Raw genomic sequence first — 16,522 nt, 5'->3', positions numbered from 1 at the left:
CACCCCTTCGACTCGAATTCTTGACGGCCTGAACAATCGTCAATATCGGTCGGAGGGGTGGCTTTGTAAAGCCGTTTGTCTCCACCCGCGTAGCGGGTGGTTTAAAGCTGGCCGCTGCGCGGCCAGCAGACTAAAGTCTTGAACAAAAAAAGCCGCTCAACCAGCGGCTTTTCTTATTTCGGCATGAAAAAAGGCGACCGCCCTGTGTGGACGGTCGCCTTTGTTAATTGTTGTGAAGTTTGCCTTAGGCGCGAGTCTTAATCTCCTCGGTCACCTTGGCAACAAACTCGTCAACGCTCATCTGAACGGTCTCATTGGAGCGATCGCGGACGGAGATGTTGCCGGCCTCGACCTCCTTCTCGCCAAGGATAAGCATGTAGGGCACGCGGTCGATGCTGCGGGCCTCGCGGATCTTGTAGCCGATCTTCTCGTCGCGGTCGTCGCAGACCACGCGGATGCCGGCCTCCTCCAGCTTGGCGCACACCTCGTGGGCGTAGTCGCGGCTCTTCTCGGAAACCGGAAGTGCCTTGACCTGCACGGGAGCCAGCCAGGTGGGGAACTTGCCCGCAAAGTGCTCAATCAGAATACCGATAAAGCGCTCGATAGAGCCAAAGCACACGCGGTGCAGCATAATGGGGCGCTTCTTGGTGCCGTCGGCGTCCACGTACTCCAGATCAAAGTTGAGCGGCATCTGGAAGTCGAGCTGCACGGTACCGCATTGCCAGGTACGGCCGAGCGAGTCCTCCAGGTGGAAGTCGATCTTGGGGCCGTAGAAGGCGCCGTCGCCCTCGTTAACCTCGTAATCCATGCCCAACTTCTCCAGAGCAGTGCGCAGGCCCTCCTCGGCGCGTGCCCAGTCCTCGTCGGAACCCATGGAGTCCTCGGGGCGGGTGGAAAGCTCAACGTGGTACTTAAAGCCAAACTTCTGGTACACGGAGTCGATGAGGTTGACCACGCCCACGATCTCGTCGGTCAGCTGGTCGGGACGCACAAACAGGTGGGCGTCGTCCTGGTTAAAGCAGCGCACGCGGAACAGGCCGTGCAGGGCGCCGCGCAGCTCGTGGCGGTGCACCAGGCCAATCTCGCCGGCACGAATGGGCAGCTCGCGATAGGAGTGCGGCTTGGAGGCGTACACCAGCACGCCGCCCGGGCAGTTCATGGGCTTAATGCAGTACTCTTCGTCGTCGATGACGGTGGAGTACATGTTGTCCTTGTAGTGGTCCCAGTGGCCCGAGGTCTTCCACAGCTGCTTGTTCATGATGAGCGGCGTGGAGATCTCCACGTAGCCGGCCTTGTGGTGGATCTCGCGCCAGTAGTCCAGCAGCGTGTTCTTAAGGATCATGCCGTTGGGCAGGAAGAACGGGAAGCCGGGGGCCTCGTCGCGCATCATAAAGAGGTCCATCTCGCGGCCGATCTTGCGGTGGTCGCGCTTCTTGGCCTCCTCCAGCATGTGCATGTGCTCGTCGAGCTCTTCCTTGGTGGCAAAGGCGACGCCGTTGATGCGGGTGAGCATCTTGTTGTCCTTGTCGCCCTTCCAGTAGGCGCCCGAGACGCCGGTGAGCTTAAAGGCCTTGAGGGCCTTGGTGTAGCAGATGTGGGGGCCGACGCACATGTCGATGTAGTCGCCCTGCTGGTAGAAGGTGATGCGGGCGTCGTCGTCCAGGTCACCAATGTGCTCGACCTTGTACTTCTCGCCGCGCTCCTCCATAAGGGCGATGGCCTCGGCACGGGGCTTCTCAAAGACGGTGAACTTGAGGTTCTCCTTGACGATCTTTTTCATCTCGGCCTCGATCGCGGGGAAGTCGTCCTCGCTGATCTTGACGCCCTCGGGCAGGTCGACGTCGTAATAGAAGCCGTTGTCGGTCGCGGGGCCGTAGGCAAAGTCGGCCTGGGGGTACAGGCGCTTGATGGCCTGCGCCATGATGTGCGCGGCAGAGTGGCGGATGACGTGCGTGACCTCGTCCTGCGGGAGCTCGGCCACCGAACCGTCATTGTAGAGTGCCTTCATGGGTATGTTTTCTCCTCTCGGATGCCTGATGCAAGTGCGTGCGATGCGCTCGGCGTTTTTGACTTGCATCATTATAGGCAGGTTGCCTTGGTATACAAGCGCCCGCCGCACCTTAATGGCACGGCGGGCGATTTTCTACGCATGCTTCATCGTGTGGGGGCGGGGCGCGGGGTGCGCGTGGCTTGCGCGGGACGCACGGTGCCCGTGGCTTGCGGCCGGCCCGGCGATGGATGCGTTACTGGATGCGAGTTCGGCAGTAGGGGCAGACCTTCCAGTGCGCATCGAGCGGGCGATGGCAGCTGGGGCAGACATTGCGAACCTGGGTATCGCACACCGGGCAAACGACGAAGTCCTTCTCGATGGGCGCGCCGCACTGCGGGCAGGTGCCGTACTGGGCAAGCTGGCGCTCGCGCAGGGCCATGTCCAGCTCCTGCTCCTCGCGGTCGGACGCGTAGGAGTGCGGGCGCAGGACCAGGTAGGCAATGAGGCCTACAAACGGGATGAGAGCGATGATGCCCCATGCCACGTAGGCGCTGGCGCCGCGGCGGCGCGCGTCGATGAACACATAGACGACCGACAGCACATACAGGGCGATGATAAAGCCAACGAAAGCATAGACGACGCCCATAAGCTGCGGCGACATGAGCTCGGAGATGTACTTGGACATTACGGGTACCTTTCGGAATATTAACAGTCCGTGCAAGTTTACCACGGGGTTTGTTTATATGGGACTACGGCTGGATACGGGGCTGGCGCGGACACAAACATCTCAATCTGTAACAAGTGGGAGCGGAATCCGGGTCTAGATGTTACAGATCAAGACAAAACTTCAACACGGTAGCCGGCAGACGAGGTTGTCGACGTTACTGTGCCTCCCCTCGCCTGCCGTTGGCGGGTGTTGCGGGGCTGTTCGCCGCATTGCCGCCGCACTGGGGGTGTGCAGACCGTAGGATAGTCCTATTGACAGCCTGTCAACTTGTCTGGGAGGCACCGTGGCAGAAACGTTTGATATCGCAATTGTGGGCGCGGGCATTACTGGGTGCGCCATCGCGCGGCAGCTTGCGCGGTTCGACCTGTCCATTTGTGTGATCGAGGCGGCCAACGATATCGCGCTGGGAGCTTCGAAGGCCAACGGCGGCCTGGTGCATGCTGGTTACGATCCGGCACCGGGCACGGTAAAGGCGCAGGTCAACGCTCGTGGTTGTGAGCTATATGGCACGTGGGCCCAGGAGCTAGGCTTTTTGTTCCGCCGCACCGGTTCGATGGTGCTGGGGTTTAACGACGAAGACCGCGCACACCTGGAGAAGCTGCGCCGGAATGGACTGGCCAACGGCGTTCCCGAGCTGTCGACCGTCGGCCCCGACTGCATCCACGAATTAGAGCCGCGCGCCAGTGCCGATGCAACGTGCGCGTTGTGGTGCCCCTCGACTGGGTTTGTCGACCCGTTTGAGGTTGCCATCGCCGCGCTGGAGAACGCCGTGGCCAACGGGGTGACGTTTATGCGGTCCGCGCCGGTGGAGGCGATTGAGGTTGCTGCCTCGGATGACAAAGCTGCGCGCTTTACGCTGGCGACGCCCGCTGGCAACGTGCGCTGCCGCTACCTAATCAACGCCGCGGGCAACGGCGCCGCCGACATCTCGCATATGGCGGGCGCCGAGGAGTTCCAGATGGTCTGGCGTCAGGGCAACATCGTGGTGCTGGAAAAGGAGCTGCGCACGCTCATGCCGCTCTACACCGTGCCGACGCCGGTGTCGAAGGGCGTCATCGTGACGGGCACCGTGCATGGCAACACCGTGATCACCGCCACGGCTGCCGTGCGCGAGCCGGGCGACACGCAGACCTATGCGAGCGATGTGAACGCGCTGCTGACCGGCGCGCGCAAGCTGGTGCCCGACCTGGATACGCGCCGCGTGGTGCGCGCATTTGCCGGCGGGCGTCCGGTCATTCAGGGAACAAACGACTTCTTTATTGGAAAGTCGACCGTGGTGCCGGGACTTTTCCAAGTCGCGGGCATTCAGTCGCCGGGCGTGGCGAGCGCACCGGCCATTGCCGAGCGCATGGAGCTTGTGATGCGCGAGGCGGGCGTGGAGCTGCACGAGAGGGCGGACTGGAACCCAATTCGCCGCGCGCCGGACGACTTTGACCGCGCACCGCTGGCGCGCAAGGAGGAGCTAATCGAGTCCGAGCCCGCGTGGGGACAGATCGTCTGCCGCTGCGAGACGGTGCCCGAGGCCGAGATCGTGGCCGCGATCAGACGCCGCCCAGGCGCGGTTTCGGTCGAGGGCGTCAAGCGCCGCTGTCGTGCCGGCATGGGTCGGTGCCAAAGCGGCTTTTGCCAGAGCCGCGTGGTGGCGATTCTTGCACGCGAGCTGGGGTGCGACCCCAGCGAGGTGCTGTTGGAGGATACCGGATCTTGGTTGGTTGAGGGACCGCTAAAGGGGGTGCGCTAGGATGGCGACGTTTGATATGCGCGACGGACGCGCGGAGGCCGGAGCTGTAGCGTCGGTGTCGCCGCAGGCCTTCGACGTGGTCGTCATCGGCGGCGGACCCGCTGGCATGGCGGCTGCGCTTGCCGCACATAATGCCGGCGCCCACGTGGCCATCGTGGAGCGCGAGCAGCACCTGGGCGGAATCCTCCGCCAGTGCATCCACCCCGGCTTTGGCCTGTCGCACTTTAAACAGGAACTCACCGGTCCCGAGTACGCGCAGCGCTTTATCGACCAGGTGCACGCAACCGACATTGCGCTGTTCTTGGACAGCATGGTGATCGGGATTGATTCAGGCGAGGGCGCGGATGTGCGCGCGCTGGATGCGGACAAGGCCGCGGGAGCCGCCGCAGTCCATACCGTCACGCTCATGAGCCCTGCCGGCATGCTGCAGCTCACCGGACGCGCGGTCGTCCTTGCTATGGGGTGCCGAGAGCGCACGCGCAGCGAGATCAAGATTCCCGGCAGTCGTCCCGCCGGCGTGTTTACGGCCGGCCTGGCGCAGCGATACATCAATATCGAAAACCTCAAGCCCGGCTCGCGAGCCGTCATTTTGGGCTCGGGCGATATCGGGCTGATCATGGCACGTCGCTGCACGCTCGAGGGGATTTCGGTCGAGGGCGTATACGAGCTCATGCCGTACGCCAACGGTCTGCGCCGCAACGTCAAGAACTGCCTTGACGACTTTGGCATTCCGCTGCACCTGTCCACAACCGTCACGCGTGTGATCGGACACGATCGCGTGGAAGCAGTCGAGGTGAGCCAAGTCGACGAGAGCCTGGCGCCCATTCCGGGGACCGAGCGCGTTGTTCCGTGCGACACGCTACTGCTTTCGGTGGGTCTGATACCCGAGAACGAGCTTTCGGTTGCCGCGGGCGTTGAACTTGACCCGCGCACGCGCGGCGCAGTGGTGGACCAGAGCCTGCAGGCGGGCGTGCCGAGCATCTTTGCCTGCGGCAATGTGCTGCATGTGCACGACCTAGCCGACAACGTGACGACCGAGTCCGAGAGGGCTGGCGCAGCTGCGGCGGCGTACGCGCTGGGTGGCAACACGGATGCTGAGGCGGGTGCCGCGGACGCGGTCTGCGAGCTCACGGTCTCCCCCGCCGGCATTGCGAGCTACGCGCTGCCAGGACGCATTACGGCCGTGGCGCTCACCAAGCTCAACTTCCGCGTACGCCGACCCGTCGACGCTGCCCGCGTGAGGATCTTGGCCAACGGCGAAGAGCTGTTCGCCGGCAAGGTCCGCGCGTTTAAGCCGAGCGTTATGGAAACCTTCCCACTGCCGGCGAAGGTGATTCAGCGTGCACTCGACCTGGGTGCCAGCGAGATTGTCCTGTCCGTTGACCCTGTTGAGGGGGCGTAAAGCCATGAGCACGAACGCAATCGAGACGCTGCAGTTCAACTGCACCACCTGCCCATCCGAGTGCCTTCTGACCGTAGAGGTAAAGCGTGACGCAGACGGCGCCGTGGCAGAGGCGCGCTCCGTGACCGGCAACAACTGCCCGCGCGGCGATAAGTTCGCGCATCAGGAGCTCACCTGCCCCATGCGCGTGCTCACCACCACCGTGGCCGTCTCCGGCGGCGACGAAGCCCTGCTCCCCGTGCGCACCGCCGAAGCCATCCCGCTAGAACTCCACGCCCAAGCCATGAACCTCATCCGAGGCCAAGTCGTCAACGCCCCCATCCGCATTGGCGACGTCGTGCTGGAAGACCTTCTCGGCACCAGCATCGACCTCGTCGCCAGCATGGATATCGACCGAGTCTAAGTAACTAATTAGGGACGGGCTCTTTAAGCTACCCTGCCATCCACCCTGCCCTCCTCAGTTGCGGTGGAATAGTTCCTGATTTCCGCCAAACCCCGGCATCCAGGAACTATTCCACCGCAACTATCCTTGGAATTGGTATTTAGCTTGTGCCTACTTTAGTGCCATTTCAAAACTATGCCGGATTACGGGGCTGATTCGGAGACCCCCATCCATACCGGCAATTTTCGATTTTTGATAAGCCGTCTACCTGCGGTTTTAATTTCGCGATTCTTCTCATGGTCAAGTAATACAGGTCCAGCCCCGTAATCCACCATACTTTTGAAACCAGCCCATTTGGAACGGCCCTCTTATGACTACTTTTGCCCGATCATTCTGCATGTTGGACACAGCTAAAATAGCCCCGTCGCAAATTGACTACCCTGGCATTGGGGATACCATGGTGGCACCCTAGCGAAAGGATGTTTCATGGCACATGTCGATGACCGGCGCGTGGCGCGCGTGCTCGATGCGCTCGAGGCTCAGCACCCCGGCGCACAGCTGCTCGTAAACGACCCGTGGTCGATCTATTACCTGACCGGCTTTTATGCCGATATGTTCGAGCGTTTTTGCGGTGTGCTGCTCGCGCGCGATGACGAGCCCGTAATCTTGGTCAACGCCCTGCATCAGCTGCCCGAGTACGACAATGCCCGCGTTGCCTACCACACCGATACCGATGTCGTGGCCGATGCCATCGCGCGCGAGATCGATCCGACCAAGCCGCTTGGCATCGATACCGTCATGCGCTCCGGCTTTTTGATGCCCCTTCTGGAGCGCCATGCCGCCAGCGAGTTTTTCCTGGGCGACTTTGCCGTCACCGCCGCACGCACCTACAAGGATGCCGCCGAGCAGGAGCTCATGCGCGCGTCCTCGGCCGCCAACGACGCCGTGATGGCCGACGCCATCAAGCTCGTCCACGAAGGCGTGACGGAGCGCGAAATTGCCGACCAGATGCTCGGTCTGTACCGTAATCACGGCTGCGAGGGCTTTAGCTTTCCGCCCATCGTGAGCTTTGGCGCCAACACTGGAGACCCGCATCACGAGCCCGACGACACCGTACTCAAGCGAGGCGACGTGGTGCTGTTCGACATTGGCGGACGTCGCCGCAACTACTGCTCGGACATGACACGCACGTTCTTTTGGGGCGAGACGGACGAGGAGACGGCACATATCTACGACATCGTGCGCCGCGCCAACGAGGCCGCCGAGGCGCTCATCGCCCCGGGCGTGCGCATGTGCGACCTGGACCGCGCCGCACGCGACGTGATTGAGGATGCGGGCTATGGGCAGTACTTTACGCATCGCCTGGGACACTCGATCGGCTTGCAGGACCACGAGCCGGGCGACGTTTCACTCGTCAACGAGCAGGTCGTAGAGCCGGGCATGACGTTCTCCATCGAGCCGGGCATCTACCTCCCCGGCCGCACCGGCGTCCGCATCGAGGACCTGGCCCTGGTGACCGAGAACGGCGTCGAGATTCTCAACGCCTACCCCCACGATCCGCTCCGCCTAGACTAGGCAATGCGGCAAAGGGACAACCCCTTTGCCGCATCCTGCCAAGGCTTCGCCACAAAAACGGCCTATCTACTACGTTTAACCCGCACGGGTCGACCATAACCGACTTTTCGCAAAATCCGCAAGCCATCTACCTGCGGTTTTATTTTTGCATTTTTCGAAGTGGTCGGGGGTAACCGGTCAAACGTAGTAGATAGGCCCAGTTCGTGACAAGCAAGTCAATGTGAGGTGCAGGGTAGCTAAAAAGCCCCGCCCCAAATTGGCTGCTTTTAAGTTGCGGTGATATACGGACTGTTTGAGGCTTCTGGCTTGTAAAACAGTCCGCATTTCACCGCAACTGATGAGGGGATGGGTTAGCGGAGCAGACCGGCTACTTCGCCGGCTAGGGTGATGGTGCCGGCTGCTACGAAGGACTCGCCCGCGGCCTTGAAAGCCGCGAGGGCCTCGGGCACGCTCGGGTACACACCGGCAAGCTTATCGGCGTCCACAAGGGCGGCGAGCTCCTCTGCCGGCAGGGCGCGGTCGGAATCGGTCTGGGTCACGACTACGCGGGGGAACGCCGGAACCAAAACGTCAACGATACCCGCCACGTCCTTATCGGCCAGCGCGGCACATAGCAGCGTGGGGCGATTCTCCACGCACGGATCGATCTCGTCCAACGCGCTCACAAAGTTCTTGCAGCTCTGAGGGTTATGGCAAGCGTCGATCAGCTTGAGCGGATCAGTTCCCAGCACGTCAAAACGACCCGGTGTGGGACAACCCATAAGCGATGCATCCAACGCCTCGTGGTCGAGCTCACGGCCAAGATACCCCTCGCACAGCATAATCGCACACGCGGCATTCTGCGGCTGATAGGCCGGCTTGACCATGCTCGACGTATAGATCGCACGCGGCGTGGTGCAGCTAAACTTCACTGTATCACCCACGTGCTTCGGCACCTTGGTCGTGGCATGGTTCACCACCAGCGGCACAATGCCGCACTCGCGACAACGTGCATCCATCACGCGCTGAACACTTGCCTCATGCGTACCCTCGCCCAAAACAACCAGGCGCCCAGACTTAATAACCGCAGCCTTCTCCCCCGCAATGGCCTCGAGCGTATCGCCCAAAATACGTGTGTGATCGAGCCCAATGCCCGTAATGGCAACGGCCACGGGATCGGTCGCACTCGTAGCATCCCAGCGTCCGCCCATGCCAACCTCGAGTACGGCAACATCCACCGCGGCCTCGGCAAACACTACAAGCGCGGCAGCCGTCAGCAGGTCAAACGGCGTGATGGTATAGGCGCGCTCCCCCGCCGCCACACGGTGCGCATTCACCCGACGCCCCGCCTCAACAGCGGCAGAAACGCCACGGGCAAAGGCCTCGTCGCTCACAACGCGCCCGTCAACCTCCATGCGCTCGGGATAGCGCACCAGCTGCGGCGACGTATACAGCGCGGTCTTGAGCCCCTCACCACGAAGAATGGCAGCCGAAAAACGCGTGGTCGAAGTCTTGCCATTAGTACCGGCAACCTGAATGCAATCGAAATACTCGTCCGGACGCCCCAGCTCATCGAGCATATCGACAACCGTCTCAAGCAAAGGACCAGCATCCCCAGAAATCCGCCCCGTATCAGCAGCCAGCCCCACAGCCTCATCAAACGAAAGCAACTCAAACGAGAACGGCACAGAATACGACCCCGAACGCTTAGGCATAAACCAAAGTCCCCTCAACATAAAAAGAGGCCCGAATCAACAACGAGCCCCTCCCATACAAAATATCAGCCAAACACCGCTTTGCAGCGACCTCAAGGCCACAACCAAGTGGCCCTAAACTACCAGTTGCAAACAACCACGTAAACGAACTAGGAACGGCCCGATGCTTTGCTCGCCGCAAGTTCCGCACGCAAAGGACAGCACTTAATGTGCTGTCCGTCTTGCGCAGGACTGTCCGCAGCGGAGAGCAAAGCATCGGGACGCGCCCCTCAGTCCACCTTACGAGAAGTCAGCAACCTGAGCAGTCAGCGCCGCCAGGATCTCCTTGAGCTCAGCTGCACGGTCCCTCTTCTTCTGGACCACCGCGGGCGCAGCCTTGGCCACAAAGCCCTCGTTCGCGAGCGTCTTCTCGCAGCCGGCGAGCTCCTTCTGGGCCGCGGCAATCTCCTTCTCCAGGCGTGCCTTCTCGGCCGAAAGGTCAACCTTGCCCTCGAGCACCACAAAGACCTCGACGCCGCTATCGACCACGGCAATGCTCGCAGCCGGCTTCTCAACATCGGTACCCATGACCAGCGAGGCGGTGTTGGCCAGCGGCTCAATAGTCGAACGCAGGCTCTCGAGCTTCTCGATGTCCTCGGCACCGGCGCGCACGACCACGTCGAGCTCGGCCTTGGGGCTCAAGCGATAACGCGAACGGGTGGCGCGGGCGGCGGAAACGACAGCGCGACAAAGCTCAAACGCGCGCTCGGCGTCCTCGTCGACATACTTAGCGTAGTCGGCGGGCTCGGGCCACTTGGCGATCATGAGCGCCTCAGCGCGATCCACGTTACCCTCTGCATCCAGGTCGAGCACGCTCGCCGGCATGTTGTCCCAAATTTCCTCGGTGACAAACGGCATGAGCGGGTGCATCAGGCGAATGGAGGTGTCGAGCACAAAGATCAGGTTGCGCTGAGCCTGCAGACGGCCCACGCCCTTCAGGCGGGCCTTGGTGACCTCGACGTACCAGTCGCAGACCTCATTCCAGAAGAACTGCTGCACGCCGCGGGCCATGTCGCCAAAGGTGTAGTTCTCGATGCCCTCGGTGACCATCTTCACGGCCTTTGCCAGGCGGCTGAACATCCAGGCGTCGGCCGGCGTCTCCACGACGGGCTCGCCGGGCGTGTAGCCCTCCATGTTCATAAGCAGGAAGCGGCTTGCGTTCCAGATCTTGGTCACAAACGACTTAGCCTGGTCGGTACGCGGGCTGTCGATAAGCTTCTTGGTCTTCTTGTCGATGTTCGCGTCGAACTTGACGTCCTGGTTGTTGGTGCAGAGCGTCAGCAGGTTGTAACGCATGGCATCGGCACCGTACATGCCAATGAGGTCCATGGGGTCAACGCCGTTGCCCTTGGACTTGGACATGCGGCTGCCGTCCTTGGCAAGGATCGTCGGGTAGATGACGACGTCCTTAAACGGCACCTCGTCCAAGAAGTACAGCGAGCTCATGACCATGCGGGCGACCCACAGCGCGATGATGTCGCGCGCGGTGACGAGCGCCGTCGTGGGGTGATGTCCCTCGAGCAGCTCCGGCTTTTGCGGCCAGCCCTGCGTGGCAAAGGTCCACAGCTGCGAGCTGAACCAGGTGTCCAGCACGTTCTCGTCCTGATGCACGTGATGGCCGCCGCACTTGGGGCACACATCGGTGTCCTCGGTAAGGGCGTCCTCCCAGCCGCAGTCCTCGCAGTAGAACACGGGGATGCGATGGCCCCACCACAGCTGACGGCTGATGCACCAGTCCTTAAGGTTTTCCATCCAGGTAGTGTAGGTCTGCGTCCAGCGCGCGGGATGGAAGGTGACCTTACCGGAGTTGACGGCGTCGAGCGCCGGCCCCTTGAGCTTGTCGACGGCCACAAACCACTGCTCGGACAGCCACGGCTCCAGTGCGGCGTCGCAACGGTAGCAGTGCATGACGGAGTGGTCGTGATCCTCGACGTGATCGAGCAGGTCGTGCTCCTCGAACCACTTGATGACGGCCTCGCGGCACTCCTCACGGGTCATACCGGTGAACTCGCCATAGCCCTCGACGACCACCGCGTGCTCGTCGAAGATGTTGATCTGCGGCAGGTCATGAGCCTGACCCATGGCGTAGTCGTTGGGGTCGTGGGCCGGAGTAACCTTAACGAAGCCGGAACCGAAGTTGGCATCGACATGCCAATCCTCAAAGATGGGGATCTCACGGTCGACGATGGGAAGCTTGACGGTCTTGCCCACGAAGGCGGCCTTCTCGGGGTCCTTCGGGGAAACGGCGACGCCCGTGTCACCGAGCATGGTCTCGGGGCGCGTGGTGGCGACGACGATGTAGTCCTGGCCGTTGACCGGCTCGGTCAGCGGGTAGCGCAGGTGCCACAGGTGGCCCTTCTCGTCCTTGTACTCGGCCTCGTCGTCCGAGATGGCGGTGGTGCAGTTGGGGCACCAATTGACGATGCGCTTGCCGCGATAGATCAGGCCGTCATGATACCAATCACAGAAGACCTTACGCACGGCCTGCGCATAGTCCTCGTCCATGGTAAAGCGCTCGTTATCGAAGTCGACGGAGCAGCCCATGCGCTTGATCTGCTCGACGATGATGCCGCCGTACTCGTGGGTCCAGTCCCAGCAGGCGTCGACAAACTTGTCGCGACCGATCTCCAGGCGGCTAATGCCCTCGCTCTTGAGCTTCTTGTCGACCTTAGTCTGCGTGGCGATACCGGCGTGATCGGTTCCGAGCACCCAGCGCGTGGACTTGCCGCGCATGCGGGCCATACGAATGATGGCGTCCTGGATGGAGTCGTCGGTAGCGTGACCCATGTGAAGCTTGCCGGTAACGTTGGGAGGCGGAATGGTGACGGTGCAGTCGCCCACGCCCTCACGGCGCTTGTAGTAGCCGCCGTCGAGCCACTTCTGCAGGATCGCCGGCTCGTTGGTCGACGGATCGTAGTTCTTGGGCATTTCTTCCATATATCTCTCCCTGTCCCGCCGGCGTGTCCGCCTGCTTGGTTTTCGCTCGGTCAGGTCCTGGCTCGCACGAAGAGCACATTTAGCGCTCTTCGGCTCGTGCGGAATCTACGAAAACCAAGCAGGCGGACATGCCTTAGGTATCGATTACTTCAGTCTGATATGACTTCGCCGAGGCTTAAACAAACACACAGAATAACACAGGTAGTTGGGGTTATTGCGTATATATAAAATAGCCTCCGACCACGGATGGTCAGAGGCTATTTGCAAGCACGTTTTTGGCTGGTTTACCCGTAGATGCGTTGGGGCTGTTCTTCGCCCTTTACGGAGGCTTCGGTCACGATGACCTTGACGACACCCTCCTCGCTGGGGAGGTCGAACATCGTCTGCTGCAGCACGTCCTCGCAGATGGAGCGCAGGCCTCGGGCGCCGGTCTTGCGGGCGAGCGCCATGCGGGCGATCTCGTGCAGAGCCGCGTCCTCAAACTCAAGTTCAACGTCCTCGAGTTGGAACATCTTGCGGTACTGGCGCACCACGGCGTTCTTGGGCTCGGTCAGAATCGACACCAGGTCGTCCTCGTCGAGCGCCTGCGTCTGGGTGACGACGGGCGTACGGCCCACGAACTCGGGGATCATGCCAAAGGCGTTGAGGTCCTGCGGGAGCACCTGACGCAGCAGGTCGTTCTCGTCGACCGAGGTGGGGCCGGCGATCTCGGAGTTAAAGCCCACGCCCTTGTTGCCCACGCGATCGGCGATGATCTTGTCCAGACCCACAAAGGCACCACCGCAGATGAACAGGATGTTGGTCGTATCGATCTGCAGCAGCTCCTGCTGGGGATGCTTGCGGCCGCCGGTGGGCGGAACGCTGGCCACCGTGCCCTCAAGGATCTTAAGCAGCGCCTGCTGAACGCCCTCGCCCGAAACATCGCGGGTAATGGAGAGGTTCTCGGCTTTGCGGGCGATCTTGTCGATCTCGTCCACGTAGATAATGCCCACCTGAGCGCGCTCAATGTCGCCATCGGCAGCATTGATGAGCTTGAGCAGGATGTTCTCCACGTCCTCGCCCACGTAGCCGGCCTCGGTAAGCGCGGTGGCATCGGCGATGGCAAACGGCACCTCGAGGATGCGCGCAAGCGTCTGGGCGAGCAGGGTCTTGCCGGTACCGGTGGGACCGAGCAGCAAAATGTTGGACTTGGCGAGCTCCACCTCGTCCATATCATCGTCGAACTGCGAGCCAACGCCGTCGTCAAAGGCAGACACCGCGGCGCCGCCCTCGATCACGCGGCGATAGTGGTTGTACACGGCCACCGACATGGCGCGCTTGGCGTCCTCCTGACCCATGACATAGGCAGAAAGCTCGTCATAGATCTCGTGCGGCGTCGGCACGCGTGTGATGACCTGGCGGTCGTCCTCGAGCTCAAAACCCTCGGTCTCGGGATCCACGGCGGGCTGGGATGCAGCCTGGCCGTGGTCGTTGAGGAAACCCGGCAGCTTGCCGTTGCGGGCGGCGTCCATAAAGTCCGAAGCCAGCGACTCCTCCAGAATCTCGGAACAGGCGGCGACGCACTCGTCACAGATAAAGATGTTGGTCGGGCCCTTTACGAGGCGACGGACCTGGCCCTGCTCTTTTCCGCAGAAGGAGCAGCGGATGGGGTTGCCGTTCTCGTCAAAGTTGTCCTGCATGTTTCCTGCCATCCTAGGCGTCCTTCGCGGCGAGATCGCGCGAGGTGACAATACGGTCGATCAGACCGTAGTCGAGGGCCTCGGCAGCGGTCAGGTAGTTGTCGCGCTCGGTGTCGGCCTGGACCTTCTCGATGGGCTGGCCCGAGGCGTCGGACAGGATCTGGTTGAGCTCGCGGCGAGTCTTCTTGATCTCCTCGGCAACAATCTCGATCTCGGTCTGCTGACCCTGGGCACCGCCGCTGGGCTGGTGAATCATGACCTTGGAGTGCGGCAGGCAGAAGCGCTTGCCCTTGGCGCCGGCCGAAAGCAGCACGGCGGCCATGGACGCGGCCATACCGACGCAGATGGTGGAGACCTGCGGCTTGATAAAGTTCATGGTGTCCAGAATCGCCAGGCCGGAGTAGACCTCGCCGCCGGGCGAATTGATGTAGAGCGAGATATCCTTCTCGGCATCCTGGCTCTCAAGATGCAACAGCTGGGCAACGACCAGGTTGGCGCTGACGGAGTTGATCTCCTCGCCCAAGAAGATGATGCGATCGTTGAGCAGGCGCGAATAGATATCGTAGCTGCGCTCGCCGCGCGGCGTCTGCTCGATAACGTATGGCACGAGGGCGGAATCGAACTTAGCGATCATACGCATCTCCATTTCTCTCTTGCGGACCAAATTGGTTCTAGATAAACGTACGGTGCCCGCATGCTATGCATTGGCTGGCACCGTACGAAGCAACCGGATAACCGGTGTATAACTTTACCCCATCACGGGCGCACCCATGCGCTCGCGGGCAAGGTGGCGAGAATTACTCGGCGTCCTTGGCGGTCTCGTCGACCTCGGTCACCTTGGCGTTCTCGACCAGGTGGTCGACGGCCTTGGAACGACGGATGGACTCGCGGACGGCAGGCATGCGGCCATCAGCGATGAACTCAGCCTTGGAAGCCTCGACGTCCTTGACGCCGGCCTTCTCGAACTCGGCGTTGATGTCGTCCTCGGTGACCTCAATCTTGAGCTCGCGGGCGAGGGCGTCGAGGGCCAGGGACTCACGGGCAACGTCGTTGGCCTGCTTGTGCAGGTCGCCGATGAACTGCTCCATGGTCAGGCCGGAAGCGGGCAGCCAGGTGTCCAGCGTCATGCCGCGGGCAGCGAGGTTGGACAGGAAGTTCTGGCCGAGCTCCTCAAAGACGGACTGCTCGTAGTCCGCGTCCATCTCGTCGAGCTGCAGACGCTCGGCGAGAGCGGAGACGCAACGGTTCTCCTTCTCGGCCGGCAGGCGGGAAGCCTTGTCCTGCTCGATCTCGATCTTGATGGCGTCGCGCATGGCGTCGATGCTGTCGAAGCCGAAGTCGGACTTGACAAGCTCGTCGGTGAGCTCGGGGGTGTTGCGGACCTTGATGCCCTTGACGGTGACCTCGACGGTGTGGGTCTCGGCCTCCTCGCCCTCCTCGACCTCGTCGGTCCAGGTGACGGACTTGACGTCGTCAACATTAGCGCCGATCAGGGCCTCGTTGAACTCCTTGGGGTTGCTGTCGCTACCGGCGATGAGCATGCGGCCCTCGGCGGCAAAGTTGTCGGCGTTCTCGACGGCCTTGAGGTCGACGGTGACGTAGTCCTCGGCCTCGACGGCGCGACCCTCGACGTCCTCGAAGGTGGCACGGTAGTTGAGAAGCATCTCAACCTGGTTGTTGATCTCGGACTCGGTGACCTCAGCGGGAGGCATCTCGATCTCGACGGCGTCGAAGGAGGAGAGCTCAGCGGCGGGACGCAGGGAGAACTCGACGGTGTAGGTGTAGTCCTCGTGATCCTTGGCGAGGTCGAGCTCCTTGTAGTCACCGCTCTTGGTGGGGACGATGTCCAGCTCGTTGAGGACGGCGGGCTCGTTGGCGGCGATCAGGTCGTTGGTGGCCTGAGCGAGGGTAGCCTCGGCGCCAAGAGCGGAGTCGATGACCGGACGGGGGGCCTTGCCGGCACGGAAGCCCGGGAAGCGGTACTTCTTGGCGGTGTCCTTGTAGGCCTTCTTGATCGCAGCGTCGACGTCGGCGGCCGGGATGGTGACCGTAGCGGTGAGCTTGGCGTCCTTGACGTCAGAAGCGGTGATGTTCAACACGTTCCTCCTCATACTGCCCAGCTTATCTGAGGTGCTGGTACCTTTATGCAACAAAGAGTCGCGACGGCCGAAGCCGACGCAGATGCGTTGGTGCGGGCGAAAGGACTCGAACCTTCACGGGAATCCCACCAGAACCTAAATCTGGCGCGTCTACCAATTCCGCCACGCCCGCATGAACGCACAGACTAGGAATGATAGCAGATACGAACGACAAGCGCACGCACACCTTTTACAAGCTCACGACCTCACCACGAGTG

Annotated in this window: 11 protein-coding genes and 1 tRNA gene; 4 read left to right on the top strand and 8 right to left on the bottom strand. The window is 61.7% G+C overall.

The genetic code is table 11. From position 1 onward, the window contains the following. Positions 1 to 244: 244 nt before the first annotated feature. The gene (gene thrS / locus RX395_RS01145) at positions 245 to 2,008 is read right to left on the bottom strand and encodes a threonine--tRNA ligase (protein WP_316364851.1); all 1,764 of its coding nucleotides are present in this window, start codon (positions 2,006 to 2,008) and stop codon (positions 245 to 247) included. A gap of 235 nt (positions 2,009 to 2,243) precedes the next feature. Next, positions 2,244 to 2,675, bottom strand: a complete 432-nt coding sequence (locus RX395_RS01140; RefSeq protein WP_055251579.1) for a double zinc ribbon domain-containing protein — start codon at positions 2,673 to 2,675, stop codon at positions 2,244 to 2,246. Between the two features lie 325 nt (positions 2,676 to 3,000). Here RX395_RS01140 and RX395_RS01135 point away from each other — a divergent pair, with 325 nt between their 5' ends. The 4 genes from RX395_RS01135 to RX395_RS01120 all read left to right on the top strand — a co-directional run bounded on the left by RX395_RS01135 (position 3,001) and on the right by RX395_RS01120 (position 7,817). Then, positions 3,001 to 4,458 carry an NAD(P)/FAD-dependent oxidoreductase gene (locus RX395_RS01135; protein ID WP_316364849.1) on the top strand — a complete coding sequence of 486 codons (1,458 nt, stop codon included), beginning with the start codon at positions 3,001 to 3,003 and terminating at the stop codon, positions 4,456 to 4,458. Between the two features lies 1 nt (position 4,459). Continuing rightward, the gene (locus RX395_RS01130; RefSeq protein ID WP_316364847.1) at positions 4,460 to 5,860 is read left to right on the top strand and encodes an NAD(P)/FAD-dependent oxidoreductase; all 1,401 of its coding nucleotides are present in this window, start codon (positions 4,460 to 4,462) and stop codon (positions 5,858 to 5,860) included. 4 nt (positions 5,861 to 5,864) lie between these two features. After that, positions 5,865 to 6,263 (top strand): DUF1667 domain-containing protein, encoded by a 399-nt coding sequence (locus tag RX395_RS01125; protein WP_316364846.1) that lies wholly within the window; start codon positions 5,865 to 5,867, stop codon positions 6,261 to 6,263. A gap of 465 nt (positions 6,264 to 6,728) precedes the next feature. Next, positions 6,729 to 7,817, top strand: coding sequence for a M24 family metallopeptidase (locus RX395_RS01120; RefSeq protein WP_316364844.1), 1,089 nt, complete (start codon positions 6,729 to 6,731; stop codon positions 7,815 to 7,817). Between the two features lie 350 nt (positions 7,818 to 8,167). On the opposite strand, the gene RX395_RS01115 is transcribed toward RX395_RS01120, so the two are convergent. From RX395_RS01115 to RX395_RS01090, 6 genes are all read right to left on the bottom strand, one after another. Next, positions 8,168 to 9,511, bottom strand: coding sequence for a bifunctional folylpolyglutamate synthase/dihydrofolate synthase (locus RX395_RS01115; protein WP_316364843.1), 1,344 nt, complete (start codon positions 9,509 to 9,511; stop codon positions 8,168 to 8,170). Positions 9,512 to 9,790: 279 nt separating this feature from the next. Then, positions 9,791 to 12,487: a valine--tRNA ligase gene (locus tag RX395_RS01110; RefSeq protein ID WP_316364841.1), complete on the bottom strand. Its 2,697-nt coding sequence runs from the start codon at positions 12,485 to 12,487 to the stop codon at positions 9,791 to 9,793. Positions 12,488 to 12,771: 284 nt separating this feature from the next. Beyond that, positions 12,772 to 14,178 (bottom strand): ATP-dependent Clp protease ATP-binding subunit ClpX, encoded by a 1,407-nt coding sequence (clpX, locus tag RX395_RS01105; protein ID WP_316364840.1) that lies wholly within the window; start codon positions 14,176 to 14,178, stop codon positions 12,772 to 12,774. Position 14,179: 1 nt separating this feature from the next. Beyond that, positions 14,180 to 14,800: an ATP-dependent Clp protease proteolytic subunit gene (locus RX395_RS01100; RefSeq protein WP_022095182.1), complete on the bottom strand. Its 621-nt coding sequence runs from the start codon at positions 14,798 to 14,800 to the stop codon at positions 14,180 to 14,182. A gap of 163 nt (positions 14,801 to 14,963) precedes the next feature. Continuing rightward, positions 14,964 to 16,265 (bottom strand): trigger factor, encoded by a 1,302-nt coding sequence (tig, locus tag RX395_RS01095; protein ID WP_271758105.1) that lies wholly within the window; start codon positions 16,263 to 16,265, stop codon positions 14,964 to 14,966. 88 nt (positions 16,266 to 16,353) lie between these two features. Further along, positions 16,354 to 16,437, bottom strand: a tRNA-Leu gene (locus tag RX395_RS01090). Positions 16,438 to 16,522: the final 85 nt, after the last annotated feature.

Origin of the sequence: Collinsella aerofaciens (assembly GCF_032584215.1) — a bacterium.
In the GTDB taxonomy this organism is placed as follows: domain Bacteria; phylum Actinomycetota; class Coriobacteriia; order Coriobacteriales; family Coriobacteriaceae; genus Collinsella.
The sequence above is the reverse complement of the archived record's forward strand: the minus strand, read 5'-3'. Positions and strand labels throughout refer to the sequence as shown.

Coding starts and splice junctions, on each gene's coding strand:
- thrS (WP_316364851.1), bottom strand. CDS start 2,008: ATGAAGGCACTCTACAATGACGGTTCGGTGGCCGAGCTCCCGCAGGAC.
- RX395_RS01140 (WP_055251579.1), bottom strand. CDS start 2,675: ATGTCCAAGTACATCTCCGAGCTCATGTCGCCGCAGCTTATGGGCGTC.
- RX395_RS01130 (WP_316364847.1), top strand. CDS start 4,460: ATGGCGACGTTTGATATGCGCGACGGACGCGCGGAGGCCGGAGCTGTA.
- RX395_RS01125 (WP_316364846.1), top strand. CDS start 5,865: ATGAGCACGAACGCAATCGAGACGCTGCAGTTCAACTGCACCACCTGC.
- RX395_RS01120 (WP_316364844.1), top strand. CDS start 6,729: ATGGCACATGTCGATGACCGGCGCGTGGCGCGCGTGCTCGATGCGCTC.
- RX395_RS01115 (WP_316364843.1), bottom strand. CDS start 9,511: ATGCCTAAGCGTTCGGGGTCGTATTCTGTGCCGTTCTCGTTTGAGTTG.
- RX395_RS01110 (WP_316364841.1), bottom strand. CDS start 12,487: ATGGAAGAAATGCCCAAGAACTACGATCCGTCGACCAACGAGCCGGCG.
- clpX (WP_316364840.1), bottom strand. CDS start 14,178: ATGGCAGGAAACATGCAGGACAACTTTGACGAGAACGGCAACCCCATC.
- RX395_RS01100 (WP_022095182.1), bottom strand. CDS start 14,800: ATGATCGCTAAGTTCGATTCCGCCCTCGTGCCATACGTTATCGAGCAG.